The 26,419-nt window shown below is 60.7% G+C and carries 27 protein-coding genes; 15 read left to right on the forward strand and 12 right to left on the reverse strand.

The window, feature by feature from the left end:
- Nucleotides 1–3 precede the first annotated feature (3 nt).
- Both glp and moaB read right to left on the reverse strand, forming a co-directional pair.
- Nucleotides 4–1,230, reverse strand: a complete 1,227-nt coding sequence (gene glp, locus M2394_RS17570; RefSeq protein ID WP_259173286.1) for a gephyrin-like molybdotransferase Glp — start codon at nt 1,228–1,230, stop codon at nt 4–6.
- On the reverse strand, nt 1,214–1,753 hold the full coding sequence (gene moaB / locus M2394_RS17575; RefSeq protein ID WP_025857889.1) for a molybdenum cofactor biosynthesis protein B: 540 nt from the start codon (nt 1,751–1,753) through the stop codon (nt 1,214–1,216). Before moaB ends, glp begins: the two co-directional genes overlap by 17 nt.
- 76 nt (nt 1,754–1,829) lie before the next feature.
- On the opposite strand from moaB, the gene mobA reads away from it, so the two are divergent.
- Nucleotides 1,830–2,432, forward strand: a complete 603-nt coding sequence (gene mobA / locus M2394_RS17580; protein WP_259173287.1) for a molybdenum cofactor guanylyltransferase MobA — start codon at nt 1,830–1,832, stop codon at nt 2,430–2,432.
- An 80-nt stretch (nt 2,433–2,512) separates the two neighbouring features.
- Nucleotides 2,513–2,734: a YgdI/YgdR family lipoprotein gene (locus M2394_RS17585; protein WP_016978480.1), complete on the forward strand. Its 222-nt coding sequence runs from the start codon at nt 2,513–2,515 to the stop codon at nt 2,732–2,734.
- 55 nt (nt 2,735–2,789) lie between these two features.
- Here M2394_RS17585 and M2394_RS17590 read toward each other — a convergent pair whose 3' ends face one another.
- From M2394_RS17590 to M2394_RS17600, 3 genes are all read right to left on the reverse strand, one after another.
- On the reverse strand, nt 2,790–3,680 hold the full coding sequence (locus tag M2394_RS17590) for a pseudouridine synthase (RefSeq protein ID WP_259173290.1): 891 nt from the start codon (nt 3,678–3,680) through the stop codon (nt 2,790–2,792).
- 49 nt (nt 3,681–3,729) lie between these two features.
- Nucleotides 3,730–4,065: a transcriptional regulator gene (locus M2394_RS17595; protein WP_178925044.1), complete on the reverse strand. Its 336-nt coding sequence runs from the start codon at nt 4,063–4,065 to the stop codon at nt 3,730–3,732.
- A gap of 74 nt (nt 4,066–4,139) precedes the next feature.
- Complete coding sequence (locus tag M2394_RS17600) at nt 4,140–4,376, reverse strand: glutaredoxin family protein (protein WP_178925041.1); 237 nt, start codon at nt 4,374–4,376, stop codon at nt 4,140–4,142.
- Between the two features lie 148 nt (nt 4,377–4,524).
- Between M2394_RS17600 and M2394_RS17605 the strand changes: the two genes are divergently transcribed.
- Entirely contained in the window at nt 4,525–6,249 is a 1,725-nt protein-coding gene (locus M2394_RS17605) for a monovalent cation:proton antiporter-2 (CPA2) family protein (RefSeq protein WP_259173291.1), read from the forward strand.
- On the opposite strand, the gene M2394_RS17610 is transcribed toward M2394_RS17605, so the two are convergent.
- Entirely contained in the window at nt 6,236–7,444 is a 1,209-nt protein-coding gene (locus M2394_RS17610; protein ID WP_178925037.1) for an ammonium transporter, read from the reverse strand. The two genes, M2394_RS17605 and M2394_RS17610, sit on opposite strands and share 14 nt — an antisense overlap.
- Nucleotides 7,445–7,791: 347 nt before the next feature.
- On the opposite strand from M2394_RS17610, the gene M2394_RS17615 reads away from it, so the two are divergent.
- The 8 genes from M2394_RS17615 to M2394_RS17650 all read left to right on the forward strand — a co-directional run bounded on the left by M2394_RS17615 (nt 7,792) and on the right by M2394_RS17650 (nt 16,583).
- Nucleotides 7,792–8,106 carry a YqjD family protein gene (locus tag M2394_RS17615; protein ID WP_259173292.1) on the forward strand — a complete coding sequence of 105 codons (315 nt, stop codon included), beginning with the start codon at nt 7,792–7,794 and terminating at the stop codon, nt 8,104–8,106.
- A gap of 2 nt (nt 8,107–8,108) precedes the next feature.
- Nucleotides 8,109–8,492 carry a phage holin family protein gene (locus M2394_RS17620; RefSeq protein ID WP_012723020.1) on the forward strand — a complete coding sequence of 128 codons (384 nt, stop codon included), beginning with the start codon at nt 8,109–8,111 and terminating at the stop codon, nt 8,490–8,492.
- Entirely contained in the window at nt 8,489–8,830 is a 342-nt protein-coding gene (locus tag M2394_RS17625) for a hypothetical protein (protein WP_178925034.1), read from the forward strand. Before M2394_RS17620 ends, M2394_RS17625 begins: the two co-directional genes overlap by 4 nt.
- A gap of 91 nt (nt 8,831–8,921) precedes the next feature.
- Entirely contained in the window at nt 8,922–10,085 is a 1,164-nt protein-coding gene (locus M2394_RS17630; RefSeq protein ID WP_178925032.1) for an EAL domain-containing protein, read from the forward strand.
- 72 nt (nt 10,086–10,157) lie between these two features.
- Nucleotides 10,158–11,489 carry a deoxyguanosinetriphosphate triphosphohydrolase gene (locus M2394_RS17635; protein WP_178925030.1) on the forward strand — a complete coding sequence of 444 codons (1,332 nt, stop codon included), beginning with the start codon at nt 10,158–10,160 and terminating at the stop codon, nt 11,487–11,489.
- Between the two features lie 172 nt (nt 11,490–11,661).
- Nucleotides 11,662–12,063 carry a response regulator gene (locus M2394_RS17640; protein WP_178925071.1) on the forward strand — a complete coding sequence of 134 codons (402 nt, stop codon included), beginning with the start codon at nt 11,662–11,664 and terminating at the stop codon, nt 12,061–12,063.
- Between the two features lie 249 nt (nt 12,064–12,312).
- A complete protein-coding gene (locus M2394_RS17645; RefSeq protein ID WP_178925028.1) occupies nt 12,313–12,939 on the forward strand; it encodes a response regulator transcription factor in 627 nt (208 codons plus the stop codon).
- Nucleotides 12,940–12,947: 8 nt separating this feature from the next.
- A complete protein-coding gene (locus tag M2394_RS17650; RefSeq protein ID WP_259173294.1) occupies nt 12,948–16,583 on the forward strand; it encodes a transporter substrate-binding domain-containing protein in 3,636 nt (1,211 codons plus the stop codon).
- Nucleotides 16,584–16,614: 31 nt separating this feature from the next.
- Here the strand turns inward: M2394_RS17650 and M2394_RS17655 are convergent, their stop codons facing one another.
- Both M2394_RS17655 and M2394_RS17660 read right to left on the reverse strand, forming a co-directional pair.
- A complete protein-coding gene (locus M2394_RS17655; protein ID WP_178925024.1) occupies nt 16,615–17,097 on the reverse strand; it encodes a GAF domain-containing protein in 483 nt (160 codons plus the stop codon).
- Nucleotides 17,094–17,984, reverse strand: coding sequence for an ATP-binding protein (locus M2394_RS17660; RefSeq protein ID WP_178925022.1), 891 nt, complete (start codon nt 17,982–17,984; stop codon nt 17,094–17,096). Before M2394_RS17660 ends, M2394_RS17655 begins: the two co-directional genes overlap by 4 nt.
- Before the next feature lie 164 nt (nt 17,985–18,148).
- Here M2394_RS17660 and M2394_RS17665 point away from each other — a divergent pair, with 164 nt between their 5' ends.
- A complete protein-coding gene (locus M2394_RS17665; RefSeq protein WP_259173295.1) occupies nt 18,149–20,458 on the forward strand; it encodes a response regulator in 2,310 nt (769 codons plus the stop codon).
- Here the strand turns inward: M2394_RS17665 and M2394_RS17670 are convergent.
- The 3 genes from M2394_RS17670 to msrB form a co-directional block, all read right to left on the reverse strand.
- The gene (locus tag M2394_RS17670; RefSeq protein WP_259173296.1) at nt 20,439–20,903 is read right to left on the reverse strand and encodes a MarR family winged helix-turn-helix transcriptional regulator; all 465 of its coding nucleotides are present in this window, start codon (nt 20,901–20,903) and stop codon (nt 20,439–20,441) included. The two genes, M2394_RS17665 and M2394_RS17670, sit on opposite strands and share 20 nt — an antisense overlap.
- Nucleotides 20,900–21,385: a glutathione peroxidase gene (locus M2394_RS17675; protein ID WP_259173297.1), complete on the reverse strand. Its 486-nt coding sequence runs from the start codon at nt 21,383–21,385 to the stop codon at nt 20,900–20,902. The genes M2394_RS17670 and M2394_RS17675 overlap by 4 nt, the downstream gene beginning before the upstream one ends.
- A 184-nt stretch (nt 21,386–21,569) precedes the next feature.
- Nucleotides 21,570–21,962, reverse strand: a complete 393-nt coding sequence (msrB, locus tag M2394_RS17680; protein WP_176998240.1) for a peptide-methionine (R)-S-oxide reductase MsrB — start codon at nt 21,960–21,962, stop codon at nt 21,570–21,572.
- A 202-nt stretch (nt 21,963–22,164) separates the two neighbouring features.
- On the opposite strand from msrB, the gene M2394_RS17685 reads away from it, so the two are divergent.
- Entirely contained in the window at nt 22,165–23,376 is a 1,212-nt protein-coding gene (locus tag M2394_RS17685; protein ID WP_016978462.1) for a pyridoxal phosphate-dependent aminotransferase, read from the forward strand.
- A 304-nt stretch (nt 23,377–23,680) separates the two neighbouring features.
- Nucleotides 23,681–24,568: a protease HtpX gene (htpX, locus tag M2394_RS17690; protein ID WP_178925016.1), complete on the forward strand. Its 888-nt coding sequence runs from the start codon at nt 23,681–23,683 to the stop codon at nt 24,566–24,568.
- A 164-nt stretch (nt 24,569–24,732) separates the two neighbouring features.
- On the opposite strand, the gene M2394_RS17695 is transcribed toward htpX, so the two are convergent.
- A complete protein-coding gene (locus M2394_RS17695) occupies nt 24,733–25,389 on the reverse strand; it encodes a thiopurine S-methyltransferase (RefSeq protein WP_259173299.1) in 657 nt (218 codons plus the stop codon).
- 103 nt (nt 25,390–25,492) lie between these two features.
- Here M2394_RS17695 and M2394_RS17700 point away from each other — a divergent pair, with 103 nt between their 5' ends.
- Nucleotides 25,493–26,260, forward strand: a complete 768-nt coding sequence (locus M2394_RS17700) for a class III extradiol ring-cleavage dioxygenase (RefSeq protein WP_259173300.1) — start codon at nt 25,493–25,495, stop codon at nt 26,258–26,260.
- The last annotated feature ends 159 nt before the right edge of the window (nt 26,261–26,419 follow it).

Consider the following 26,419-nt stretch of genomic DNA (forward strand, 5'->3'; position numbering starts at 1 on the left):
TGTTTAGTTGAGGACTTCGCTTAGCGGGATGAAATTGACGCTATCGCCCACCGTCAGCGTCGTGCCTTCCAACACCTCCACAAACCCTTCTGCCCACGCCGCGCTGCGCAGCACGCCGGAGCTCTGGTTACGGTAGATGATCGCCTTGCCCTGCTCGATGCGGCCGCGCAGGTATTCGCGACGGTTGCCCGGCTTGGGCCACTCGAACCCTACCGGCACTTCGAACCGCAGCGGCGCCACGTCCTGCACGCCTTGACGGCGCAGCAGGTAAGGCCGCGCCAGCAAGGCAAAGGTCACCAGGGTCGACGCCGGGTTGCCCGGCAGGCCGATCACTGGCACACCACGAAAGTGGCCGAAGGTCAGCGGCTTGCCCGGCTTGATCGCCAGTTTCCACAGCGCCAGCTCCCCCTCTTCGCGCAGGGCGATGCCGAGGAAGTCCGCCTCGCCCACCGACACACCGCCCGTGGACAGGATCAGGTCAACGTCAGCCAAGCCAGCAAGGCGTGTGCGGGTCTTTTCGAGGTCGTCGGGCAGGATGCCGGCGTCGATCACTTCGCAGCCCATGCGCGTCAGCCACGAGCACAACACGCGGCGATTGCTGTTGTAGATCTGGCCCGGGCCCAGCGGCAAGCCGGGTTCGATCAGTTCATCCCCGGTAGACAGCACTGCCACGCGCGGACGGCGTACCACGTCAAGGCGATCATGCCCCAGGGAAGCCGCGAGGCCGAGTTCGACTGGGCCCAGGCGCGTGCCGGCCGTCAGCACCAACTCGCCGACGGTGGTCTCCTGCCCTTGCGGGCGGATGTTTTGGTCCAACTGCAACGGCTCGCTAAAGCTCACGCGCTCGTCGGCGTGGACCACGGCATTTTCCTGCATTTCGACGCAGTCTGCGCCTTCGGGCACCGGGGCACCGGTGAAGATCCTCGCACAAGTGCCAGCGGCCAGGGGATGCGGTGCCTGGCCAGCGAAGATGCGCTGGCTGACCACCAGTGGCTCACCGTTCCAGTCCGCCAGGCGCAGGGCGTAGCCGTCCATGGCGCTGTTGGGCCAGGGCGGCAGGTCGAGGGTGGACACCAGGTCCTGGGCCAGCACGCGCCCATCGCAATCGGCCAGCGGCAGGCTTTGCTGTTCGCGGATCGGCGCGGCGTCGGCCATGTCCAGCAGTTGCTGCAGCGCCTGTTCCACCGGCATCAGGGCGCCGGTCTTGCCGGGCTTAACCACGGGATTCACAGGGTTCGGCCTGCTTGAGGTGCGGCACGAAGTTGCACGGGCGATGACGGTTGTCCAACTGTTCGGCGAGGATGCCGTCCCACCCGGTGCGCACGGCATTGGTGGAGCCCGGCAGGCAGCACACCAGCGTGCCATTGGCCAGGCCGGCCAGGGCGCGGGACTGCACAGTAGAGGTGCCGATATCGGCCACGGAGATCTGGCGGAACAGCTCGCCAAAACCGTCGACCTGTTTGTCCAGCAGGCAGCTCACGGCTTCGGGGGTGCTGTCGCGCCCAGTGAAGCCGGTGCCGCCGGTGATCAGCACCACTTGCACGACGTCTTCGGCGATCCAGTGGGCCACCTGGGCGCGGATCTTGTAGAGGTCGTCCTTGAGCAATACACGCTCGGCCAGGTTGTGGCCGGCAGCGGTCAGGCGGTCGACGAAGACCTGGCCTGAGGTATCGGTTTCTAGGGTGCGGGTGTCGCTGACGGTCAGTACAGCGATGTTCAGGGGTACGAAGGGCGCATCAGCCTTGGCTTTCATGGCTCGGTCCGGTTGTCGAAGGAACAGCCCGATGTTATATCACAGGGCCCCATTTACCTGCCGCAGCGGAACCGTCATGCCTTCAGATTCTTCAGCCCTGTCCTGTTCGATTTTGCTGCTGGCCGGAGGGCGTGGCCAGCGAATGGGCGGGCAAGACAAAGGTCTGCTGGAATGGCACGGCCAGCCCCTTATCGCGCATCTGCAACACCTGACTCGACCACTGACGGATGACCTGATCATCTCGTGCAATCGCAACCATGCGCTTTACGCGCCGTACGCCGATCAGCTGGTGAGCGACGACAGCCCGGACTTTCCTGGGCCACTGGCCGGCATCCGTGCAGGGCTGGCCGCCGCACGTCATGGGCACCTGCTGATCTTGCCGTGCGATGTGCCCAATATTGATGTGCACCTGCTGACCCAGATGCGTCAGACGGTGCAGCGCAATCCGCTATTGCCGTTGATGGTGCGCCATGGCGAGTTCTGGGAACCCTTGATCTGCATCATCCCCACCCACCTGCGCGACGCCGTGGAAGCGGCCTGGGATGCCGGTGAGCGCAGCCCGCGCAAGATCCTCCTGCAACTGGGTGGCATCGGGCTTGAATGCCCGGCCGATGACCCACGCCTGGCCAACCTGAATACACCGGAGCTGTTGCACCCAGGGTTTGGCGTGTCAGAATGAGCGTCGGATAAGGAACTTTGCCGACGTCTTATACGTCACAAGGTCAGCACTCAAAAAAGTATTCTCTCGGAGACACACTCATGACTCAACGGACCATCGCCGCTCTCATGCTTGCACTGGGCCTCGCTACCCTTGCCGGTTGCGCCTCGCCAACAGTGATCACCCTGAATGACGGTCGCGAAATCCAGGCCGTCGACACTCCTAAATTCGACAAGGACTCGGGTTTCTACGAGTTCGAACAATTGGACGGCAAGCAGACCCGCATCAACAAGGATCAGGTCCGCACCGTTAAAGACTTGTAAACCTCAGCGTTTGCTACCAAGGCCCGCCTCGCGCGGGCCTTGTCGTTTCTGGCGGTTACCAGTCGAGGGTGATATCACTGCGAAAGCTGCGCTCTTGCCCGGTCACCGGGTCGATAAAACGCACACCCTGGGCGAGCAGCTTGAGCGGGTTGGCGTAGTCGTCCACGGCGTCCTTTATCACGTCGGGGTAGAACGGGTCATTGCAGATGCTCGCCCCCAGCGCGGTCATGTGCACACGCAACTGATGCTTTTTGCCGGTCACGGGGAACAGGCCGTAGCGCCACAGCTCGCCATTTTTCTCGCGCACCTCTACCGCCGTTTCGGTGTTGCTGGCGCCAACGCCTTCCTGCATGCGAAAGAACGGCTCGCCGTCCACCAGGCGGCTTTTGTGCACCAGCGGGAACGTCAGGCCCGGTAACGCCGGGGCAATGGCTTCGTAGAACTTGTCGATCTTTCGCGTGGGAAACAGTTGCTGATACGCCGCGCGGCTGGCCGGGTTGACCGAGAACAGCACCAGCCCTGCGGTATGCCGGTCGATACGGTGCAGCGGCACCAGCGAAGGGTTGCCCAGACGGCGGATCAAGCGGCGCAGCAGGGTTTGCTCGACGTATTCACCGGCGGGCGTCACGGGCAGGAAGTGCGGCTTGTCGGCCACCACCAGGTGCTCGTCGGCATACAGGATGCTCTCCTGCACCGGGATCACTTTTTCATTCGGCACTTCGCGAAAGTAGTAGATGCACAGGCCTTCCTTGTAGGCCAGGTCCTGTCCTATCGGGCTGCCGTTGATGTCCAGCACCCGCCCACGGGCGATGCGGTCCAGCCAGAGCTCACGGCTGATAGCCGGGAAGTGTTCACACAGGCAGTCGAGCACCAGCGCCCAAGGGCCCGGCGGCAGGTACAAGGTGCTGGCTTGGTGCTCGGAGGCGATAAACGCGGAAGTGGACATGCAGATGCTCGAAGCCTTGGGAAAACCGGCGGGCATTATCCCGCAGGGTTCAGGCTTTGGCCAATTGCGCCCGCAGCGCCGGCGAAGCACTGGCCGCCTCGGTGAATTCCTTGAGCCAACGCAGTACGTCCACCGCCTCCCAGCGGCCTGGATCGTAGAGCGCGTATAACAGGCCCTGGTAACCCACCACATCCAGCTGCTTGTGATAACCGGCGCGCTGAAACAGCGCCTCGATCTCGGCGAAACAGGTATTGAAATGCACTTTGTTGAAGGGTGTCTTGCCTTCCGTGACCAGGCCATCGAGGCGCAGCTCGTTTACCGCGTCGCGTACGACATCGGCAGACATGCGATTGACGCTGCTTTTCAGTTGTTCAACATTCACCACGGGCGTTCCCTCTATTCAATCGCTGTACAAACATACAGTAACTTAATATTTGGAAACCTGCCATCGCATAACACTCAACGAAGGAAGGCAACAACCTGTTGTGTGTCGAAAGGCCAATCCAGTTCCGCCCCCGTGTCTACCCGGCGAAGCACCGGAATACGCAGGCCGTAGACTTCAGTCAGGTCGTCGGGGTCGGTGATATCCACCAATTCCACCAGCAACCCGTGTTCGACGAGCGGCATGATTTCGGCTTCTGCGATCTCACATAGATGGCAACCCAGGGTGCCGAATAACTGGCATTCAGGAAGCATGGTGAATGGACCTGATCAGGAAACAGGCACACATTCTAAGCCCGGTAGCAGCCTCACGCCCACCCCATAAACCCTGACCCAGATCACCATGGCCTATAACTGATTCAGCGATGTTTGTGGCTTTTTTGCCTGCCCCCTTGCAACGGAGATGCCTGTGTTTGCCAACCTGTTGATCATCCTGGCCTCATCCCTGGTAGTGATTGCGCTGTTTCGCCGACTGCAATTGCCTCCCGTGCTGGGCTACCTGTGCGTGGGCCTGGCCGTGGGGCCCACCGCCCTGGACTGGGTGAACGACAGTGAAGAGCTCCCCGACCTCGCCGAACTGGGTGTGGTGTTCCTGCTGTTTTCCCTGGGGCTGGAGTTTTCCCTGAGCAAGATGCTCGCCCTGCGCCGCGTGGTGTTTGGCTTGGGCAGCCTGCAAGTGGTGGGCTGTGGGGTGTTGCTGGGCGTGCTGTTGATGATCCTGGGCGTGGCACCCGGCATCGCCCTGCTGCTGGGGGCGGGACTGGCCTTGTCGTCCACCGCCATCGTGAGCAAGGAGCTCGGCAGCCTCGGGGAGATTTTCAGCAGCCATGGCCAGAACGCGATTGGCGTGTTGCTGTTCCAGGACGTAGTGGCTGTCTTGCTGCTGACCCTGGTGCCGGTGTTCGCCGGCACCGGTGAGCAGGCCTGGTACCTGGCACTGCCCTTGACCTTGGGCAAGACTGTGGTGCTGTTTGTGGGCCTTCTGTTTGCCAGCCGCTGGTTGTTGCCACGGTTGTTCCACGAAGTGGCCGCGTCCCACTCGGCCGAATTGTTTGTGCTGCTGGCCCTGGTGATTGTCTTGCTGACGGCGTGGCTTACCCACTTGCTGGGCTTGTCCCCTGCCCTCGGCGCCTTCCTGGCCGGCATGCTGCTGGGGGAGAGCCACTATCGCCACCAGATCGAAGCGGACATCCGGCCCTTTCGCGACATCCTGCTGGGGCTGTTTTTCGTCAGTATCGGCATGCTCATCGACCTGCAGCTGTTCGTCAGCCACAGCCTGCTGATCCTTGGCCTGACCCTCACCTTGATGCTGGTCAAGGGCGGCGTGGTGGCCGCGCTGGTCAAGCTACGCGGCAGCGACAGTGAAACCGCCTGGCGCAGCGGCCTGGCCCTGGCCCAGGGCGGCGAGTTCTGTTTTGCCTTGATGGCGCAGATGCAGCAAAGCCGCTTGATCCCCGACGAATTCAACGGCTTGCTACTCGCCGCGACCTTCTGCTCGATGCTGCTCACTCCCCTGTTATTGCGCGCCGCTCCGAGCCTGGCCCTGCGCCTGCACCGCACGCCCAATCAGCAGGTCCAGCTGGACGAAATCACCGCGCTCAACGCCGAGCTGCACGGGCATGCGGTGATCTGTGGCTATGGCCGCGTCGGGCAATCCATCGGGCGTTTTCTACGGCGCGAACAGCAAGCCTTTATCGCACTGGATGACGACCCTGAACGGGTACAGGAAGCTGCCACTGAAGACAGCAGCGTGCATTACGGGGATTGCCGGCGTGGCGCCCTGCTCAGCGCGGTGGGCCTGGAGCGCGCGCGATTGGTGGTCATCGCCGTGGACAACAGCGATGTGGCGTTGGTGGTGCTCAAGGAAGCGCGGCGCATCAACCCTGACGTGCCGATCCTGGTGCGCACCCGTGATGACAGCCAGTTGGCCGAGCTGAAAGCCGCGGGCGCCAGCGAAGTGGTGCCCGAACTGTTGGAATCCAGCTTGATGCTCGCCTCCCACGCCTTGATCCTGCTGGGCCTGCCGGACCAACAGGTGCAGGCGCGGGTCGACGAAGTACGGCATAACCGCTACCGCCTGCTGCACGGCTTTAATCCATCGGCCGAACCGCCGATCAATCCTGACTGACCGCACCGATTTTATGGATCGACAGGTCCGCGCCGTAGTACTCCTCCTCCTGGCTCAGGCGCAGCCCGTGCACGCGCTTGATCACGCCGTACACCAACAGGCCGCCGCCCAGCGCCACCACCACGCCGAGGGCAGTACCGATCAGCTGGCTGATCAGGCTGACGCCGCCGAGGCCACCCAGTGCGGTCTGGCCGAAGATACCGCAGGCGATGCCACCCCACACGCCACACAGGCCGTGCAGCGGCCACACCCCCAGCACGTCGTCGATCTTCCAGCGATCCTGGGCCGCAATGAAGCACCACACGAACAGCCCGCCCGCGACCGCGCCAGTGACCAGCGCGCCCACCGGGTGCATCAGGTCGGAGCCGGCACAAATTGCCACCAACCCGGCCAATGGGCCGTTGTGCAGGAAGCCCGGGTCGTTGCGCCCAATGATCAGCGCCGCGACAGTGCCGCCCACCATCGCCATCAGCGAGTTGACCGCCACCAGGCCACTCACGCCGTTGAGGGTTTGCGCGCTCATCACGTTGAAGCCGAACCAGCCGACAATCAGGATCCACGAACCCAGGGCCAGGAACGGAATGCTCGACGGCGCGAACGCCACCAGTCGCCCTTCACGATAACGCCCGTTACGCGGGCCCAGCAGCAACACCGCTGCCAGCGCCAGCCAGCCGCCCATGGCGTGCACCACCACCGAACCGGCGAAGTCATGGAAGCTGGCGCCGAACGTCGCCAGCAGCCAGGCTTGCAGGCCGAAGTTGCCGTTCCACACCATGCCTTCGAAAAACGGGTAGATAAACGCCACGATCAACGCGGTGGCGCACAACTGCGGAACAAAACGTGCACGCTCGGCAATACCCCCGGAAATGATCGCCGGGATCGCCGCCGCAAAGGTCAACAGGAAGAAGAACTTCACCAGGCCATAGCCGTGGTCGGCGCTGATCACCGCAGCCGGTTGCAGGAAGCTCACGCCGTAGGAGATCCAATAGCCTATAAAGAAATAAGCCAGGGTGGAGATGGCGAAGTCGCTGAGGATCTTCGACAAGGCGTTGACTTGGTTTTTCTGGCGGACCGTGCCCACTTCCAGGAACGCGAAGCCGGCGTGCATGGCCAGGACCATGACCGCGCCGATCAGGATGAACAGGGTATTGGAGCTATGGACGAGGGTGTCCACCGCACTTTGCAAATTTTCCATGGAGGTTGGCAGGCCTGCATTAAAGGCAAAAAGCACCAAAGCGGTTCAAGCCAGGGTTGCACGCACTAAATTGGCACCACCGGCCTCGCCCCTCTTCAGAGGGCGTGAACCGCTTTAGCGCAGCGATCAACTCAACAGGCTGTTGCCGACAGGGTTTTTCCGCGAGTTTCAGTTATTTAGGGTAAGGTTTTTGAAGGCATTGCCTCATTCCGCCCAGATTCAGCGCAGGCCCCGGGGCGTGCGCACCAAGGCAAAGCAAAAGCTGTACCAGACAAATGCACTGAACCTTCACCGAAGCCGGTGACTCGAAACCACTAAGTACCGTTCAGCCAATCACGGAGATACCCATGGCCAGAAGAACTGCAAAGACTGCTCAAGAAATACTGATGGCGGATTTTCAAACCCTGGTCAGCGACACCGAAAAGTTGCTCGATGGCACCAAGGTGCTCGCCGGTGACCAGGCTGACGAGCTGCGCAGCAAGATCCACGAGAGCCTGCTCAAGGCCCGTGAAACCCTGCAACTGACCGAGGACTCCCTGCGTGAACGCGGCCAGGCGGCCGTCACCGCGACCGAAGATTACGTGCAGGCAAACCCTTGGCAGTCGGTGGGCATTGCCGCCGGCGTGGGCTTTCTGATCGGCCTGCTGGCTACAAGGCGCTAACCATGTCTATCGGCGAAACGGGCTCGTCCACGGGCACCACTTCAAGACGTCTGGGCGCGGCCGTGCTGGGCTTGCTGCACAGCCACGTCGAATTGTTTGGCATCGAATTGCAGGAACAGAAAGCCCGCACTGTCAGCCTGCTGCTGTTTGCCGGCCTGGCGCTGGTGTTTGCGCTGCTGTTGCTGGTGGGGTTGTCGACACTGGTCATGATCCTGGTATGGGACACCGGCTATCGCCTGACGGGGATCATCTGCCTCTGTGTGTTCTACAGCCTGGCCGCCGCCTTCTGCGGGGTGCGCCTGAAAGCGGCGGTGTTCGATGAATCCACACCGTTCCACGCCACCCTCGAAGAGCTGGCCAATGACCGGGAGCGCCTGCTGCCATGAGCATCACTGAAATCCCCCAAACCACCTCCCGCCGAGAAATGCGCAAGGCGTTGATCCGCCTGCGCATGGAAATGCACCGCCAGGAGATCCGCCACGAGTCCCAGCAATTGATGCTGCCCCTGAACAAGGTGCGCAATATGGGCAGTAACTGGCAGGACAGCCTGGGCATCAAGCACGCGCCGCTGTGGGGCGTGGCTGCGGTCACACTGTTGGGTTTCTTTACCGGCAAAGGTGCCAAGGGCGGCAGTATCAGCAGCCTGACACGCCTGGTGCGACTGGGAGCCGGGTTGATCCCGCTGATCAAGCTGGCTATGCAGGGCGCGTCTCGTAAAGGTTGAGGCCTGCTGGCTGCATTCTTGCACACAGAATCGGCCCGGCCCTCGTTACTGAGGGCTGGGCCTTTTTTCGCCGACTCTTTAAGGAGGCCCCGTGATTGACGGGCAACCGCTCGCCTGCTTCCAGCCGTTCATCGACACCGCCACCGGGCGCATTGCTGGCGTTGAGGCCCTCGGCCGCCTGCGCCAGGCCGATGGCCGCTTGCAGTCTGTGGGCCCCTTGTTCGCCGACCCACGCACGCCGGGGGCCACCTTGCGACGCCTTGACCGGCAGATTCGCGACAATGCCCTGAGCCGCTTGCATGAGGCCCCCGACGACTGGTTTCTGAGCCTGAACATCTCGCCCCGCTGGATCAACCGCCTGCGCCCCGGCCAGGCGCTGCCCAGCTTGAGGCAAGTGCAAGCCCATGGCGTCGATCCACAGCGCATCGTGTACGAGATCACCGAGCTGGGGGGTAACATCCAGCGCCTGGCCGAGGTGGTAGCGCGCTATCGCGAGGCCGGCGCACGCATCGCCATTGATGACTTTGGTGCCGGCTACTCCCAACTCGACCGCGTGCTGGCGTTGCAGCCGGACATTCTCAAGCTGGACATGCGCCTGTTCCAGGAAGCCGCCCGAGGCGGCCCGAGCAGTGAAGTGGTACGGGCCCTGGCGCAGATGGCCGAGAAAACCGGCTGCTGGATCATTGCCGAAGGCGTGGAAACCGAGGCGCAGTTGAGCTTCGCCTTGGAATGCGGCTCGCGCTACGTGCAGGGCTACCTGTTCGCCCAGGCGCAGCTGGACTGGTTCGCCACAGACGCCTTTGTGCCGCGCTTTGCCCAATTACGGACGGCCTACGTCCAGCAGAAGCTCGCAGAGCGGGGACGCGTAATGCAGTTGCGCCTGCAATTGGCCGAGCTGATGAAAATCCTGCAGGCCTGGGCACAGGGTCAGGCCCCCCTGGCTCAACTGCCCCAATTGCCGAACTTTCCCTGGCTGCTGCGCTTTTACCAATGCGACCGGCATGGCACCCAGCTGACGCCCAACTTCGAATGGCGCCAGGACGCCTGGCAGGCCGACAGCCGCTACCTGGGCCACAACTGGTCGTGGCGCCCCTACTTCTATCACCTGCTCGCGGAAGGCTGGGAGGAACGGCGCCTGACCCTGTCGTCGACCTATCGCGACGCCACCACTAATAGCTACTGCCTGACCGCAGGACAATTCTTCGATAACGGTCAGCGTTTGCTGTTAATCGATATCGACGCGGCCGGGCTGTAGATTTTCGCTTGCCCCGCCACGGCGGAACCGGGAAGCTGGGGGACGTCATTCACCGCACGGAGAGTACCCGCCTTGGATTGGCCCACCCTGCTGACTCGCGAACGCCTTGGAAAACCGTTGCACAGCCCGGAAGAACTGGGCCGCAGCCCGTTTCACAAGGACCATGACCGCATCATTTTCTCGGGCGCATTCCGCCGCCTGGGCCGCAAGACCCAAGTACACCCGGTGTCCAGCAATGACCATATCCACACGCGGCTGACCCACTCCCTGGAAGTCAGTTGCGTGGGCCGCTCCCTGGGCATGCGCGTGGGCGAGACCCTGCGCAGCGCCCTGCCCGACTGGTGCGACCCGAGCGACCTGGGCATGGTGGTGCAATCGGCCTGCCTGGCCCACGACATCGGCAACCCACCGTTCGGGCATTCGGGCGAAGATGCCATCCGTCACTGGTTCCAGCAGGCGGCCGGCCGTGGCTGGCTGGATGACATGAGCAGCGCCGAGCGCAATGACTTCCTCAACTTCGAAGGCAACGCCCAGGGCTTTCGCGTGTTGACCCAGCTTGAGTATCACCAGTTCGATGGAGGCACACGGCTGACCTATGCCACCCTGGGTACTTACCTGAAGTACCCCTGGACCGCCCGCCATGCGGACTCCCTGGGCTACAAGAAACATAAGTTCGGTTGCTATCAGAGCGAGCTGCCGATCCTTGAACAGATCGCCCACAAACTCGGCCTGCCACAGCTGGAAGAACAGCGTTGGGCCCGCCACCCGCTGGTCTACCTGATGGAAGCGGCGGACGACATCTGCTACGCGTTGATCGACCTTGAAGACGGCCTGGAAATGGAGTTGCTGGAATACGCCGAGGTCGAGTCCTTGCTGCTCGATCTGGTGGGCGACGACTTGCCCCAGACCTACCGGCAATTGGGCGCGCAGGACTCGCGCCGGCGCAAGCTGGCGATCCTGCGGGGCAAGGCCATCGAACACCTGACCAATGCGGCGGCACGCGCGTTTGTCGAACAGCAGGACGCTTTGCTGGCAGGCCTGCTGCCGGGTGACCTGGTGGAGCACATGCACGGTCCCGCCAAACGCTGCGTGCTGGACGCCAAGGACATGGCCCGCAAGAAAATCTTCCAGGACAAGCGCAAGACACTGCACGAAATCGGTGCCTACACCACTCTGGAAATCCTGCTGAACGCTTTTTGCGGGGCGGCATTGGAACAACATGGCGGGCGCACGCCCTCCTTCAAGAACCGCCGCATCCTCGACTTGCTGGGCAACAGCGCGCCAAACCCGGCGTGGCCGTTGCACGCGTCATTCCTGCGCATGATCGACTTCATCGCGGGTATGACCGACAGCTACGCCACCGAAATGGCGCGGGAGATGACGGGGCGTTCCAGCCCTCAATAGCACCATGGATCAAGCTTGCCTGTTCCCTGAAAGGAATATGCCTACACAGGGAACAGAGCAGCCTGATCGAATTCGCACACGTACCCGAAGAATAATCACGCACGCTTTTGGCGGACCTGACGATGATTTCCTACGTCACGCTATCAAAGCCTGACCCCTACGTATGCTCACTATGCCCAGACATCGCCTTCGTATCCTGTTAGTGGAGGATCATCCCTTTCAACTTCTGGCCACCCAATGCCTGCTCAAAAGTTTCGACTTCGACAACCTGACCCTTGCAGAAAATGCCGAACAGGCGATCCTCCTGATGACGCAGGCCGGTACGCCTTTCGATCTCATGCTGTGCGACCAGTGCCTGCCGGATCTGCCCGGGCTTGAGTTGATTGACATCGCCAATCGCCGCCACTTCATCCTTGCCGCCATCCTTCTCAGCGGGTTGCCTGTGTCGGAGTTATCCGAACTTAGCGACCAGGCTCGGCAAAGAAACCTGCCGCTGCTGGGTTATTTATCGAAGCCACTGAGTAAAGAGAAACTTATCGAGTTGGTGAGTCGATTGCCGACCGCCAACGTGTAGGAACTTAAACATAGCAACACCACAAAAAGTCGCCTCACGATCTACACCCGCGCTCCAGCGTACTCACCGCACCTTATATTTCTCAAATATTTACATTTCGCTTCACAATGCCTTACCAACAAGTAGGTCAACACCTTTTTTTGCGTAGGATTTTTCCTGTTTTATATCCCCTCCCCCTCTGGCTCATGCTCCCCCCTGAGCTTCTGAGCTAATGTGCCGTCTTTATTTGCACTTGCCTGGGATATGACCATGAACTCAGTTTTTATTATCGATGACCACCCCGTCATACGGCTTGCCATCCGAATGTTATTGGAACATGAGGGTTATAAAGTCGTAGGAGAAACGGACAACGGGTGTGATGCGATACAAATGGTCAGGGAATGCCTGCCAGACCTTATTATCTTGGATATCAGTATTCCAAAGCTTGACGGCCTCGAAGTGCTCTGCCGATTCAACGCAATGAACACGCCAATGAAAACCCTGATCCTTACAGCCCAGTGCCCCACACTGTTTGCAACGCGCTGCATGCGCTCGGGTGCTGACGGCTATGTCTGCAAAGAAGGCGACTTGAGCGAACTGCTGAGCGCCATCCGTGCCGTATTGTCAGGTTACAACTATTTCCCAAGCCAGGCATTGAGCGGCAACGGTGCTGAGGGCGCCGACACCTATGAACTTGAACTATTCAAAACAGTCAACGATCGAGAACTGATGGTATTGCAACTTTTTGCACAGGGAAGAACCAACAAAGAAATTGCCAAAGGTATGTTTTTAAGCAACAAGACAGTCAGCACTTACAAAAAGAGACTTATGCAAAAACTGAAAGCCAAATCTTTGGTAGAACTTATCGAGATGGCAAAACGAAACGCGTTAGTGTGAGAAAACGGATGCCCAGCCGTATAAAGGACTATCTCATTATATTGAGTACCGGCTTGTGCTTCAGCACCGCCGTGCCCGCGGCCCCTCAAACCGGCCCGGAACACTTCACCCTGTTGAGCCGCGCGGGTGCCGTTCAACTCGACACTCAGCTGGACAAGGCACAGCGCCAGTGGTTGCAGAACAAACGCGAACTGGTGGTCGGCACCGCCGCACCTGATTACCCTCCTTTCGATCTGACGTCCAGCGGCCACGACTACGAAGGCCTCACCGCCGACTACGCAGGGCTGCTGTCCAAGGCCTTGGCCTTGCCCGTCAAGGTCTTGCGCTACCCTGACCGGGAGGCGTCGATCCGCGCCCTTGAGGCCGGCGAAATCGATTTGCTGGGCTCCTCGAATGGCTTTGAAGCCGCTAATCCGAACCTCACCCTGTCGCAGCCGTACGCGGTGGATCAACCGGTACTGGTGACCCGGGAGGGGGAAACTCGCAGCTTGAGCAATGGGCTGGGCGGGCTCCGCTTGAGCCTTGTCTATCACTATCTACCGATCAGCGAAGTCAAAAAGCTGTACCCGCAGGCCAACATCCGTACCTACCCGTCCTATCAAAACGCCCTGAACGCAGTGGCCTTTGACCAGGCGGATGTTTTTCTCGGCGATACCATTTCCACCCACTACATGATCAACAAGGGTTATCTGAAGAACATCCACATGGCCAATTTCGGCAAGCATGAGGCCTACGGCTTCAGCTTCGCATTGCGCCAGGACCAGCATATCCTCCTGGGCATCGTCGACTCGGTGCTGGCTGCCGTGCCTGTCAATGAACGGGACACCATCGCCAGACGCTGGAGTGCCGGCAGCGACATCCTGCTGACCGATAAGAAATTGCAGCTGACACCACGCGAAGAGCGCTGGTTGAAAGACCACCCGGTCGTCAACGTCATCGTGAACGAAACGTTTGCACCACTGACATTCTTCGACGCCGATGGCAACTTTCGTGGCATCACCGCTGACTTGCTGGAACTGATTCGCCTGCGTACCGGGTTGAGTTTCCATATCCAGCGCAGCCGTGAAATCAACACGATGATCGATGAGGTGAGCACTGGCAAAGCCGATATCATCGGCGCGATCGTCCCGAGTATTGAACGGGAGGCTCAACTCAATTTTAGTCGCCCTTACCTGGAAAACTCCTATGTGCTGCTGACGCGCAAAGAGCCCAATGCCCCCTCGAACCTGGAGCAGATGGCAGGCAAACGCCTGGCGATCACCACGGGCAACCCGCTGGCAAAAAGCCTGCAACGCGACTTCCCGCAGATACAACTGGTAGAGGCCAGTGACACCTTCCGGGCATCGGAGCTACTCGCACAAGGGCTCGTTGACGGTGCCGTGAACTCGCTGGTGATCGCCAACTATTTCCTGTCCTCCCAAGTGTTCCAGGACAAACTGCAGATCAGCAGCAGCATCGGCACGCTTCCTGCCACGTTCGCCCTGGCAACGTCACGCCATGCGGTTGAGCTGAGCTCGATCCTGAACAAGGCGTTGCTGAGCATCGCCCCTGACGAACTGGGGGTGATCAACAGCCGCTGGCGTGGCTACACCGCCGCCTCCGACAGCTACTGGCGTAACTACCATCACTTGATAGCCCAGATCATCGTGGGTACCGGACTGCTGCTATTGATCTCCCTGGCCTGGAACGCCTACATGCGCCGCCAGATCAAGCATCGACAAATGGCCGAGCGAGCGCTCAACGATCAGTTCGAGTTCATGCGTGCCCTGGTCAATGAAACACCCCATCCGATCTACGTACGCGATCGCAAAGGCTTGCTGCAAACCTGCAACGACAGCTACTTGCAAGTGTTCGAGGTCAATCGCGAGGACGTGATCGGCAAAAGTGTGATCCAGATGAACATGGCCCAGGAGGCGGAAGCGGCGCAGTACCATGCCGACTACCAGCGAGTGGTGACCGAGGGTACTCCGTTGATCCTCGATCGCACCCTGCATATCCACGGCAAAAAACTGACGATCTATCACTGGATCCTGCCCTATCGCGACTCCGTCGGCGAAGTCCAGGGCATTATTGGCGGCTGGATCGACATCAGCGAGCGGCGCCAGCTGTTTGATGAGTTACGCGCTGCCAAGGAGCGGGCTGACGAGGCCAACCGCGCCAAGAGCACCTTCCTCGCCACCATGAGCCACGAAATCCGCACCCCGATGAACGCGGTGATTGGCATGCTGGAGCTGACCCTCAAGCGGGCCGACCAGGGTCATCTCGACCGCCCGGCCATCGAGGTGGCGTACAACTCGGCCAAGGACCTGTTGGAGCTGATCGGCGATATCCTCGACATCGCACGTATCGAATCCGGGCGCTTGAGCCTCGCGCCAGAACGGGTCAACTTGCGAGAGGTGATCGAGTCTGTGGTGCGGGTCTTCGACGGCCTGGCCCGACAGAAAACCCTCAGTCTTTCGTTGGAGTTCATCCCGCCGCTCGATGACACCGCTGTACTGATCGACCCATTGCGCTTCAAGCAGGTGCTGTCGAACCTGATCAGCAATGCCATCAAGTTCACCGAGTGTGGCCAGGTGAAAGTCAAGGTCACGGTGCACGCAACCGAATTGCCGCAGCAGATCGAGATGAAGCTGGTGGTCGAAGACACCGGCATAGGCATCAGCCGTGAGGACCAGTTGCGACTGTTCGCCCCCTTTGCCCAAGCCGACAACTCCGGACACCTGGCAAGGAGCGGCGCTGGCCTGGGACTGGTGATCTGTCGCAGTCTGTGTTCGATGATGGGCGGTGAGTTGAGCCTGAGCAGCGTGCCGATGGTAGGCACCCAGGTTCATGTGGCCTTGAAAATGCCTCTCTTGCAGCCAGCAGTGAAAGTTGATGAACTCAAGCCCGAGCCCTGTGCCAAAGCGCCGGTGCTCAACGTGCTGGTGGTGGACGACCATCCGGCCAATCGATTGCTCATGTGCCAGCAGTTGGGTTACTTGGGTCATCAGTTCACTGATGCCCAGAACGGTGCTGCTGGCTTCCAGGCCTGGCGGCAGCACCGTTTCGACCTGATAATCGCCGACTGCAATATGCCCATCATGAATGGCTACGAACTCAGTCGCTCGATTCGTGAATACGAACAACGCGAGCACCTGACACCGTGTGTGATATTGGGTTTTACCGCCAATGCCCAGCCGGAAGAAAAACTGCGCTGCATTGAGGCCGGCATGAACGATTGCCTGTTCAAGCCCATCAGCCTCACGGCACTTGAACGGCAACTGGCACATATTGTTCTGCAACCCGACAACCAACGGCTGGACCTTGGCTGCTTGGAAGCCTTGACCGATGGTGACCCGCAATTAAGCAGGCGTTTACTCGAGGAGCTGTTGAGCAGCAGTCGCCATGATCGTCAGGAACTGGTAACCCTACGAGCTAGCGGGGCACCGCCACAGGACATCATCGAACAAGCCCACAAGATCAAGGGCGCCGCACGCATTGTCCAGGCCTACTCACTGGCCGCGCAATGCGAAGCGCTGGAGCAAGCCTGTGCCAAAGACGAAGACCGCTCACTGATCGACGCTGGGGTAAAGTCCCTGGAAAAACTCATGCAGGATCTGGAAAGAATGCTGCACCAGCAGCTTCAGGAGCTCAACCGCCAATGAAAGGCAGGGGCTGCCGCCCCTGCCTCACCGATCAGCAGTCAGTCAAACGCAGGAAAATAGCCGCCAATTGCTCGATGCCCGCCTGGTCCTGGAGGGTAAACCGCGCCAGCGACGGGCTGTCCAGGTCAAGGACACCAATCAACGTACCGTCCTTGACCAATGGCACCACCAGTTCGCTGTTCGAGGCGCTGTCGCAGGCGATGTGCCCCGGGAACGCATGCACGTCCTCCACTCGCTGGGTTTGCCGTGACGCCGCCGCCGCGCCGCATACGCCACGGCCGAACGGAATGCGCACACAGGCAATCTGGCCCTGGAACGGGCCAAGTACCAGTTCTTCATTGCGGTTGAGGTAGAAACCGGCCCAGTTCAGGTCTTCCAACTGATTGAAGAGGAACGCGGAAAACTGCGCGCTGTTGGCAATGAAATCCCGCTCATCAGCCAGCAGCGATTCCAACTGCGCGCACAGCATGGCGTAGCCATCCAGGCCCGTGCCGGCGTGTTGTAGGTCGATCATGGTTGACGCTCCAGCAATTTGAGGCCCACCCAATAACGGGCGAATTGATAGGCACAGCGGCCATTGCGGTTGCCGCGGCCGGTGGCCCAGCGCACGGCAAGGATGTCGAGCGCCTCGTCACGCTGCCATTGCAGACCGGCCTTGCGCGCCAACTCGCCGATCCAGTGCTCGACCACGTCCAGGAAGTGTTCCTGGGTGAATGGGTAGAACGACAGCCACAGGCCAAAACGGTCGGACAGGGCAATCTTGTCTTCCACCGCTTCGCTTGGGTGCAACTCACCATCCACCCGCTTCCAGTTGTCATTGTCACTCTGGTTTTCCGGCACCAGGTGACGCCGGTTGGACGTGGCGTACAGCAATACGTTTTCCGGCGCCTGTTCGAGGGAGCCGTCCAGCACACTCTTGAGTACGCGGTAGTCGCCCTCGCCTGCCTCGAACGACAGGTCGTCGCAGAACAGGATGAATCGCTGCGGCAGCTTGATCAGTTGCTCCACCACCCGTGGCAGGTCGGCCAGGTGGTCGCGCTCGATTTCGATCAGGCGCAGGCCAGCCTTGGCGTGCTGGGCCAGCAAGGCGCGCACCATCGACGATTTGCCGGTACCGCGCGAGCCCCACAGCAGCGCGTGGTTGGCGGGCAGGCCGTCGATGAATTGTTGGGTATTGCGGGCCAGTTGTTCGCGTTGTTTGTCCACGCCGATCAGGTCGGACAGGCGCATGTCCAAGCTCACGTCCAGCGGCAGCAGGAAGCCGGTGCGGCCTTCGCGCTGCCAACGGGCGGCGAGGCACTGGTTCCAGTCAACGGCTTGGCGTGGCGCAGGCAACAAGGGTTCCAGGCGAGCAAGTACCGCATCGGCCCGCTCAAGAAAGGCATTCAATCGAGAATCCACGATTATTCCTCTGGCAAGTTCTTGCAAAAGATGGCGTATTGGCAACCCTGCGGCAGACCGCACGAGGCTGCGTAAAAAAACGATTCATGCCGGCCAAGCCAGAGCCTGTGGATGTTCAGCTATGCTTGCCGGGCGAAGGGAAACGTGAAGTGGTTCAACACTCGATGGATATCAAGTTCGCCCACCGCTTGTCTTATAAACAAGCCAGATTGACTGTGCTGGTCGGTTTCGTCTTGGGAACCTTGCTCAGCCTGATCCAAATCGGTATTGATTATGCCAGCGAAGACGCATCCATCAACCGTGAAATTCGTTCGCTGATCGAAATCAGCCACAACCCCGCCTCACGCATTGCCTACAACATCGATGCCGAGCTGGCCCAGGAACTGACCCTGGGTCTGCTGCACTCGCCTGCGATCACCCACGCGCAATTGATCGACAACAATGGCGTGGTCCTGGCGGACGTTGATCGCCCACGCAAGGAGAGCTCCTACCGTCCCATCAGCGATTTCCTGTTTGGCGCCAGCCGCCAGTTTGAAGACCGCCTGTTCCTCAGCCACATGCCCAACGACTCCCTCGGTGTGCTGCGCCTGGATGTGGACACCTACGCCTTCGGTAGCCGTTTCCTGCGGCGCGCGGAAATCACCCTGCTCAATGGCTTCGCCCGCAGCCTACTGCTGACGGGCATTTTGCTGGGCCTGTTCTACGTGATGCTGACCCAACCCTTGGTCCGCATCATTCGCGCCTTGAGCACCAGCAAACAGGCCCACCTGGATTGCCCGCCCGGGCATGAGAACGATGAAATCGGCGTGCTGGTCAATGTCGCCAACCAACAATTCGAAAACATGGAGACTGAAATCCAGCAACGCCGTCATGCCGAGGACCGTCTCACCGAGTACCTGGGGCAACTGGAAGACATCGTCTCGGCGCGCACCCTGGAACTCAAGGCCAGCAACCAACGCTTGAGCCAGTCCAACGACGAGCTGGAGGCGGCCAAGATGACCGCCCTAGGCATGGCCCAGGCGCGGGCGGCGTTCCTGGCCAACATGAGCCATGAGATCCGCACGCCCCTCAACGGCTTGCTGGGCATGATCGCGCTGTCCCTGGACAGCCCGTTGAATGCCGAGCAACGCCAGCAACTGTCGATTGCCCACGACTCCGGCAAGGTGTTGGTGGAACTGCTCAACGATATTCTCGACCTGTCCAAGTTCGACGCCGGGCAGCTGGAGCTTGAGCGTATCCCGTTCGATCTCGGCGCCCTGGTGGAAGACACCGCCAACCTGCTTTCGCAGAATGCGGCGCCGAGCGTCGAGCTGACGTGCCTGATCGACCCGCAATTCCCCGCCCAAGTGATCGGTGACCCGACACGTGTGCGGCAGATCGTCAGCAACCTGCTTTCAAACGCCTTGAAGTTCACGCGCTTCGGCCGCGTTGACGTGCGTCTGAGCGCCCATGAAGGCCAGGTCAAGATTGAAGTGTGCGATACCGGCATCGGCATTGCCCAGGAAGCGCAGGTCAAAATCTTCCAACCCTTCACCCAGGCCGGCGCGGGCATCACTCGCCAGTTCGGTGGCACGGGCCTGGGCCTGGCGCTGACCCACAACCTGTGCGAAGCCATGAAGGGACGCTTGAGTATCAGCTCGGAAGTGGGATTTGGCAGCCAGTTCTGTGCCGACCTGCCATTGCCCACCCACCTGCCTGCGGTTGGCTATGCCCCCCTGGCGGGTGAGGTAATTGCCATCACCAGTGCCGACAGTGGCCTCACGGAGCTGCTCACCACCCTGCTGCCCCATTGGGGGCTGACACCTCGCTGCTATTCCCGCGATGAGGACCTGAGTGGGCAAACCCCCGATCTGCTGATCACGGACTGCCCCGAATGCCTGTTCCGCCTGCGCCCGACCAGCAACACACCGATCCTGCTGGTCACCGCCTACGGCAACTTCATGCCCAGCGAAGAAGTAGCGGCCCTGGCGCCGTTGCAACAGCAGGCCCGCCCGCTGAGCCGCAACGCGCTGTACCAGATACTGCAACGCAACCTGCGCAGCGACACACAGCTGATCCTCGACCCCATCCAGATGGAGTCCCCGCCGCTCGCGCACCGGGCGCGCATCCTGTTGGTGGAGGACAACGCGGTCAATCAACTGGTGGCCAAGGGCATGCTCGGCAAGCTTGGGTGCGAAGTGGTCGTGGCCGCCCACGGCGGCGAGGCGCTCAAACGTCTTGAGGAGCAGCGCTTCGACATGGTGTTGATGGATTGCAACATGCCCGTGATGGATGGCTACGAGGCCAGCCGGCAAATCCGCCGCAGCGGGCGCTGGCCGGACCTGCCCATCGTCGCCCTGACCGCCAACGCCCTGTCGGAAGAGCGCGAACGTTGCCGGGCCGCCGGAATGGATGACTACCTGGCCAAGCCATTCCGGCGCGAAGAACTCAACGCCCTGCTGGACCTGTGGGTGCCTAAGACGACAACCCTCTGATCTGTGCCAGCAACTGATCCAGGCCCTGGCGCAAGGCATCGGCCTGGTTCAGGTCGACGCCGCTGTCACAGAGCAAGCGGGTTTTGAGGCGGTGGGCTTGGTCGTGCAACCCGATGCCCGCCTCGCTCAACCCCAAGTGCACTTCGCGCTCGTCCATGGCACTGCGCTGACGCTTGACCAGCCCCAACTGCTCAAGGCGCTTGAGCAGTGGCGTCAGGGTGCCGGAGTCGAGCATCAGCCGCTCCCCCAGGGCCTTGACTGTGGGCTGCGCGGGCTTTTTTGAATGCCATTCCCACAACACCAGCATCGCCACGTATTGCGGGTAGGTCAGGCCCAGCTCATCCAGCATCGGCTTGTAGGCGCGGGTCACCGCCCGTGAGGCGACATAGAGCTTGAAGCACAGCTGGTCATCCAGGGCGAGGGACACGGTCGGGGCGGCAGTCATTTGAGCAGGGCTTCGATCTCTTGGGTCAGGTCCTGGGGCTTGGTGGTCGGGGCAAAGCGCTTGACCACCTGGCCGTCGCGACCGATGAGGAACTTGGTGAAGTTCCACTTGATGCCCTTGGAACCCAGCAGCCCCGGTGCCTGCTTCTTGAGCTGTACGAACAGTGGGTGGGCCTCGCTGCCATTCACGTCGATCTTCTTGAACAGCGGGAAGCTGACGCCGAAGTTCAGCTCGCAAAATTCGGAAATGGCCCCTTCGTTACCTGGCTCCTGCTTGCCGAACTGGTTGCAGGGGAAGCCCAGCACCACCAGGCCCTGATTCTTGTATTGCTGCCACAGTTGCTCAAGGCCTTTGTATTGCGGGGTGAAGCCACACTTGCTGGCGGTGTTGACCACCAGGATGGCCTTGCCGGCAAAGTCGGCCAAGGTCTTTTGTTCACCCTTGATGGTGGTGCACGGGATGCTCAGCAGGTTGTTGCTCATGGCAATGCCTCGATAAAGGAGAAGTGGGACAAACATAGTAGGCAATTGAATTGCGTGCAATTTAATTGACCAAACTGATACCCCACCATCACCACCAATCCCCGTAGGAGCCCGGCTTGCCGGCGATGGCGTCCGTGAGATCGCCATCGCCGGCAAGTCGGTCTCCTACGGGTACGGTGTTGAATCAGCGCGGAACGAGGTCCAGGCACACCGAGTTGATGCAGTAACGCAGGCCAGTCGGCGGCGGGCCATCCGGGAATACATGGCCCAAGTGGGCATCGCATTTGGCGCAGGTGACTTCGGTGCGGATCATGCCGTGGCTGACGTCACGGATCTCGATCATCGCACTCTGGGCAATCGGCTCGTAGAAGCTCGGCCAGCCGCAACCGGCGTCGAACTTGGTCTTGGAGTCGAACAGTGGCTCATTGCAGCAAATGCAGTGGTACACACCATCGGTCGTGGTGGCGTTGTACTTGCCGGAAAACGGCCGCTCGGTGCCTTTGAGCCGGCAGACCTGATATTGAGCGGGGTCGAGCATTTCCCGCCATTCCTCCAGCGTTTTATCCAACTTTTCCATCGGTACACCTCGGCAACTGAAAAACCCTGATCTGTGTCTTTTCCATGGATCAGGCGGCACGTATGATTGCGCCTCTTCAAAACGCCAGTCTGGCACCCGCGCTACCGGCATTCAAACGTATTTATGGGTGCAGGCCTCGCAGGATTCGCAGTACGGTCGTGTCCACACCGTCTGGATCGTTCATTTTCAGGATCACATCGCCATGCAGGTCAGCAAATCGAACAAGCTCGCCAACGTCTGCTACGACATTCGCGGCCCAGTGCTCAAGCACGCCAAACGCCTGGAAGAGGAAGGCCATCGCATCCTCAAGCTGAACATTGGCAACCCGGCGCCTTTTGGTTTCGAAGCGCCGGACGAAATCCTCCAGGACGTAATCCGCAACCTGCCGACCGCCCAGGGCTACAGTGACTCCAAGGGCCTGTTCAGCGCGCGCAAGGCGGTGATGCAGTACTACCAGCAAAAGCAGGTGGAAGGCGTCGGCATCGAAGACATCTACTTGGGCAACGGCGTGTCCGAGCTGATCGTGATGTCCATGCAGGCCCTGCTCAACAATGGCGACGAAGTGCTGGTGCCGGCCCCCGACTACCCGCTGTGGACCGCTGCCGTGACCCTGGCCGGCGGCCACCCGGTGCACTATCTGTGTGACGAAGGCGCCGACTGGTTCCCGGACCTGGCCGACATCAAAGCCAAGATCACCCCGAACACCAAGGCCCTGGTGATCATCAACCCGAACAACCCCACCGGCGCGGTGTACTCCAAGGAGGTGCTGCTGGGCATGCTCGAACTGGCGCGCCAGCACAACCTGGTGGTGTTCTCCGACGAGATCTACGACAAGATCCTCTACGATGACGCCGTGCACGTGTGCACCGCCTCCCTGGCGCCGGACCTGCTGTGCCTGACCTTCAACGGCCTGTCCAAGTCCTACCGCGTGGCGGGTTTCCGCTCCGGCTGGATCGCCATCTCCGGCCCCAAGCACAACGCCCAGAGCTACATCGAAGGCATCGACATGCTGGCCAACATGCGCCTGTGCGCCAACGTGCCGAGCCAGCACGCGATCCAGACCGCCCTCGGCGGCTACCAGAGCATCAATGACCTGGTCCTGCCCCAGGGCCGTCTGCTGGAACAGCGCAACCGTACCTGGGAACTGCTCAATGCCATCCCGGGCGTAAGCTGCGTAAAGCCCATGGGCGCGCTGTATGCCTTCCCACGCATAGACCCGAAGGTCTGCCCGATCCTCAATGACGAGAAGTTCGTACTCGACCTGCTGCTGTCGGAAAAGCTGCTGGTGGTGCAAGGCACCGCGTTCAACTGGCCGTGGCCGGATCACTTCCGCGTGGTGACCTTGCCGCGTGTGGATGACTTGGACATGGCCATTGGTCGCATCGGCAACTTCCTCAAGTCCTATCGCCAATAACGAAGTGGCGCTGTGCGATCGTCATACGGTCGCACAGCGATTATCTGGCAACACTTCTCTGCCCTGCCTGACCGCCCCCCCCATCGCGGCACGCCACGGATCGGCCAGCCCCCTATAATTACGGGACGGCAAGGCATGAATGTGGTGATCAAAAGCGACTTTCCAGATCGGAAAAACCTTTCAAGGCTCTACATTCAGGCTGTAGGACACAGTTTGAAATAGTCGCTCGGTTGAATAGCCCCAGGCCGCACCTTATATACCCCGCAGTACGCGACATATTAAGCATGAGGAGAACTCTACAACCATGATGCGCATCCTGCTGTTCTTGGCCACTAACCTGGCGGTCGTGCTGATTGCCAGCATCACCCTGAGCCTTTTCGGCTTCAACGGGTTCATGGCGGCCAACGGGGTTGATCTGAACCTCAATCAGCTGCTGGTCTTCTGTGCGGTCTTTGGTTTTGCCGGTTCGCTGTTCTCGCTGTTCATCTCCAAGTGGATGGCGAAGATGAGCACCAGCACCCAGGTGATCACCCAACCCCGTACCCGGCATGAGCAATGGTTGCTGCAGACCGTCGAGCAACTGTCCCGCGAAGCCGGGATCAAGATGCCCGAAGTCGGGATCTTCCCGGCCTACGAGGCCAACGCCTTTGCCACCGGCTGGAACAAGAACGACGCACTCGTTGCCGTCAGCCAGGGCATGCTGGAACGCTTCTCGTACGATGAAGTGAAGGCGGTACTGGCCCACGAGATCGGCCACGTGGCCAACGGTGACATGGTCACCCTGGCACTGGTGCAGGGCGTGGTGAACACCTTCGTGATGTTCTTCGCGCGGATCATCGGCAACTTTGTCGACAAGGTGATCTTCAAGAACGAAGAAGGCCGCGGTATCGCCTACTTCGTGGCGACCATCTTCGCCGAAGTGGTGCTGGGCTTCCTGGCCAGCGCCATCACCATGTGGTTCTCGCGCAGACGGGAATTCCGTGCAGACGAAGCCGGCGCACGCCTGGCCGGCACCGGGGCAATGATCGCAGCCCTGCAGCACCTGCGCTCCGAGCAGGGCCTGCCGGTGCATATGCCGGACAGCCTGACGGCATTTGGTATCAACGGCGGCATCAAGCAGGGCATGGCTCGCCTGTTCATGAGCCACCCGCCGCTGGAAGAGCGAATCGACGCGTTGCGTCGTCGCGGCTGACGGTCAGTAGATTACACACAAAAAAGGGGCGATTTGATCGCCCCTTTTTTATTGCCTGTGATTTCTGTGCCAAGGCTTCTGTCGTCATCGCTGGCAAGCCAGCTCCTACAGGGGTATGCATTCCAAATGTAGGAGCTGGCTTGCCTGCGATAGCGGCTGCACGGTCAACGCTTCGCCAACTGGTAGACACGCTCCTCAAGGCGATCAACACCGTCCTGCACGAACTTCCAGCTCTCAGCCAAAATGTCCTGCTCTTCCAGCTCTGCCAACGCCCAGCGCTCCCCCAGCAACACCTTCACCTCTTCATCGGTGACCGCAAACGGTGGGCCGGCTTTCTGGGTCTGGTCATAATCGAGCGTGATCAAAACGCCCTGGCAACCAGGCGCCAGCACGTTGCTGAGGTGCTCGCAGTAACGCGCCCGCATCAGGGGCGGCAAGGCAATCAGTGCAGCGCGGTCGTAAAGCGCAGTGCAATCGGCCACGTCCCCCGCGCCTAGCGCGAAAAAATCACCGCACCACAGCTCCACCTGATCAGCCTGGTACACCGTGAAGGCCCCCTGCTGGCTGATCCGAGGCGTGAGCCCTTGCTCTGTGAAGAAGGCCTCCACCGCCTGCTCCGACAGCTCCACGCCCATCACTCGGTGCCCGTGACTGGCCAGCCACATCAAATCCAGGCTCTTGCCACACAGTGGCACCAGTACCTTGGAGCCTTCAGCCAGTGCAAGCCGCGGCCAGTGTCGCTGCAAGTACGGGTTGACCTCAGGCAAGTGAAAGCCGATCTGATTGCGCGCCCAGCGCTCCTGCCAAAACTTAGGCTCCATAAATCACCCTGAAAATTCGATCAAAAGGCGCTAAAACTTATATTAGATTTAGATCAATGATCTGATTGAAGATGGTCCCATGTTAACGCTCAGGACCCAACTTATGTTCCCCAGCCTGTTTATCTCCCATGGCTCGCCCATGCTGGCCCTGCAACCTGGCGCCAGTGGCCCGGCCCTGCAGCGCCTGGCCGCCGAATTGCCCCGTCCTAAAGCGATCGTGGTGGTATCGGCACATTGGGAAAGCCAGGAATTACTCGTCAGCGGCAGCCAGGCCCCGGAAACCTGGCACGACTTCGGGGGCTTCCCCCGCGAATTGTTTGCCGTGCAGTACCCCGCACCCGGCGATCCGCAGCTGGCCGCTGAAATTGTGGCGTTGCTGCACGCCGACGGTTTGAATGCCCACATCGATGAACGGCGCCCCTTCGACCACGGCACCTGGGTACCGCTGTCGCTGATGTACCCGGCTGCCGATATTCCGGTGGTCCAGGTGTCACTGCCGAGTCGTATGGGCCCAGCGCTGCAGACGCGCGTGGGGCATGCCCTCGCCAGCCTGCGCGAGCAAGGCGTATTGCTGATTGGCTCCGGCAGCATCACCCACAACCTGGGCGAGCTTAACTGGCATGCCGGGCCGGAAACCATTGAACCCTGGGCGCGGGATTTCCGTGACTGGGTGGTGGACAAGCTGGCCGCCAACGATGAAACCGCGCTGCATGACTACCGCCGCCAGGCGCCCCATGCCGTGCGCAGCCATCCCAGCGATGAACACCTGTTGCCGCTGTACTTTGCGCGGGGTGCGGGGGGTGACTTCAGTGTCGCTCACCAAGGCTTCACCCTGGGCGCGCTGGGCATGGACATCTACCGCTTCGGCTGACCGAAACGGGCTTGTGTGGGAGCTGGCTTGCCTGCGACAGGCTCACCCTGGTCTGCCTGACAGACCGAGGCGTCTGCATCGCGGGCAAGCCCGGCTCCCACACAAACCGGCTCCTGCAGGTGAGCGTCAGGCTTTTGAAGCACGGTCGTGTGAAATGCC

It is taken from the genome of Pseudomonas sp. BIGb0164 (assembly GCF_024810135.1).
In the GTDB taxonomy this organism is placed as follows: Bacteria; Pseudomonadota; Gammaproteobacteria; order Pseudomonadales; family Pseudomonadaceae; genus Aquipseudomonas.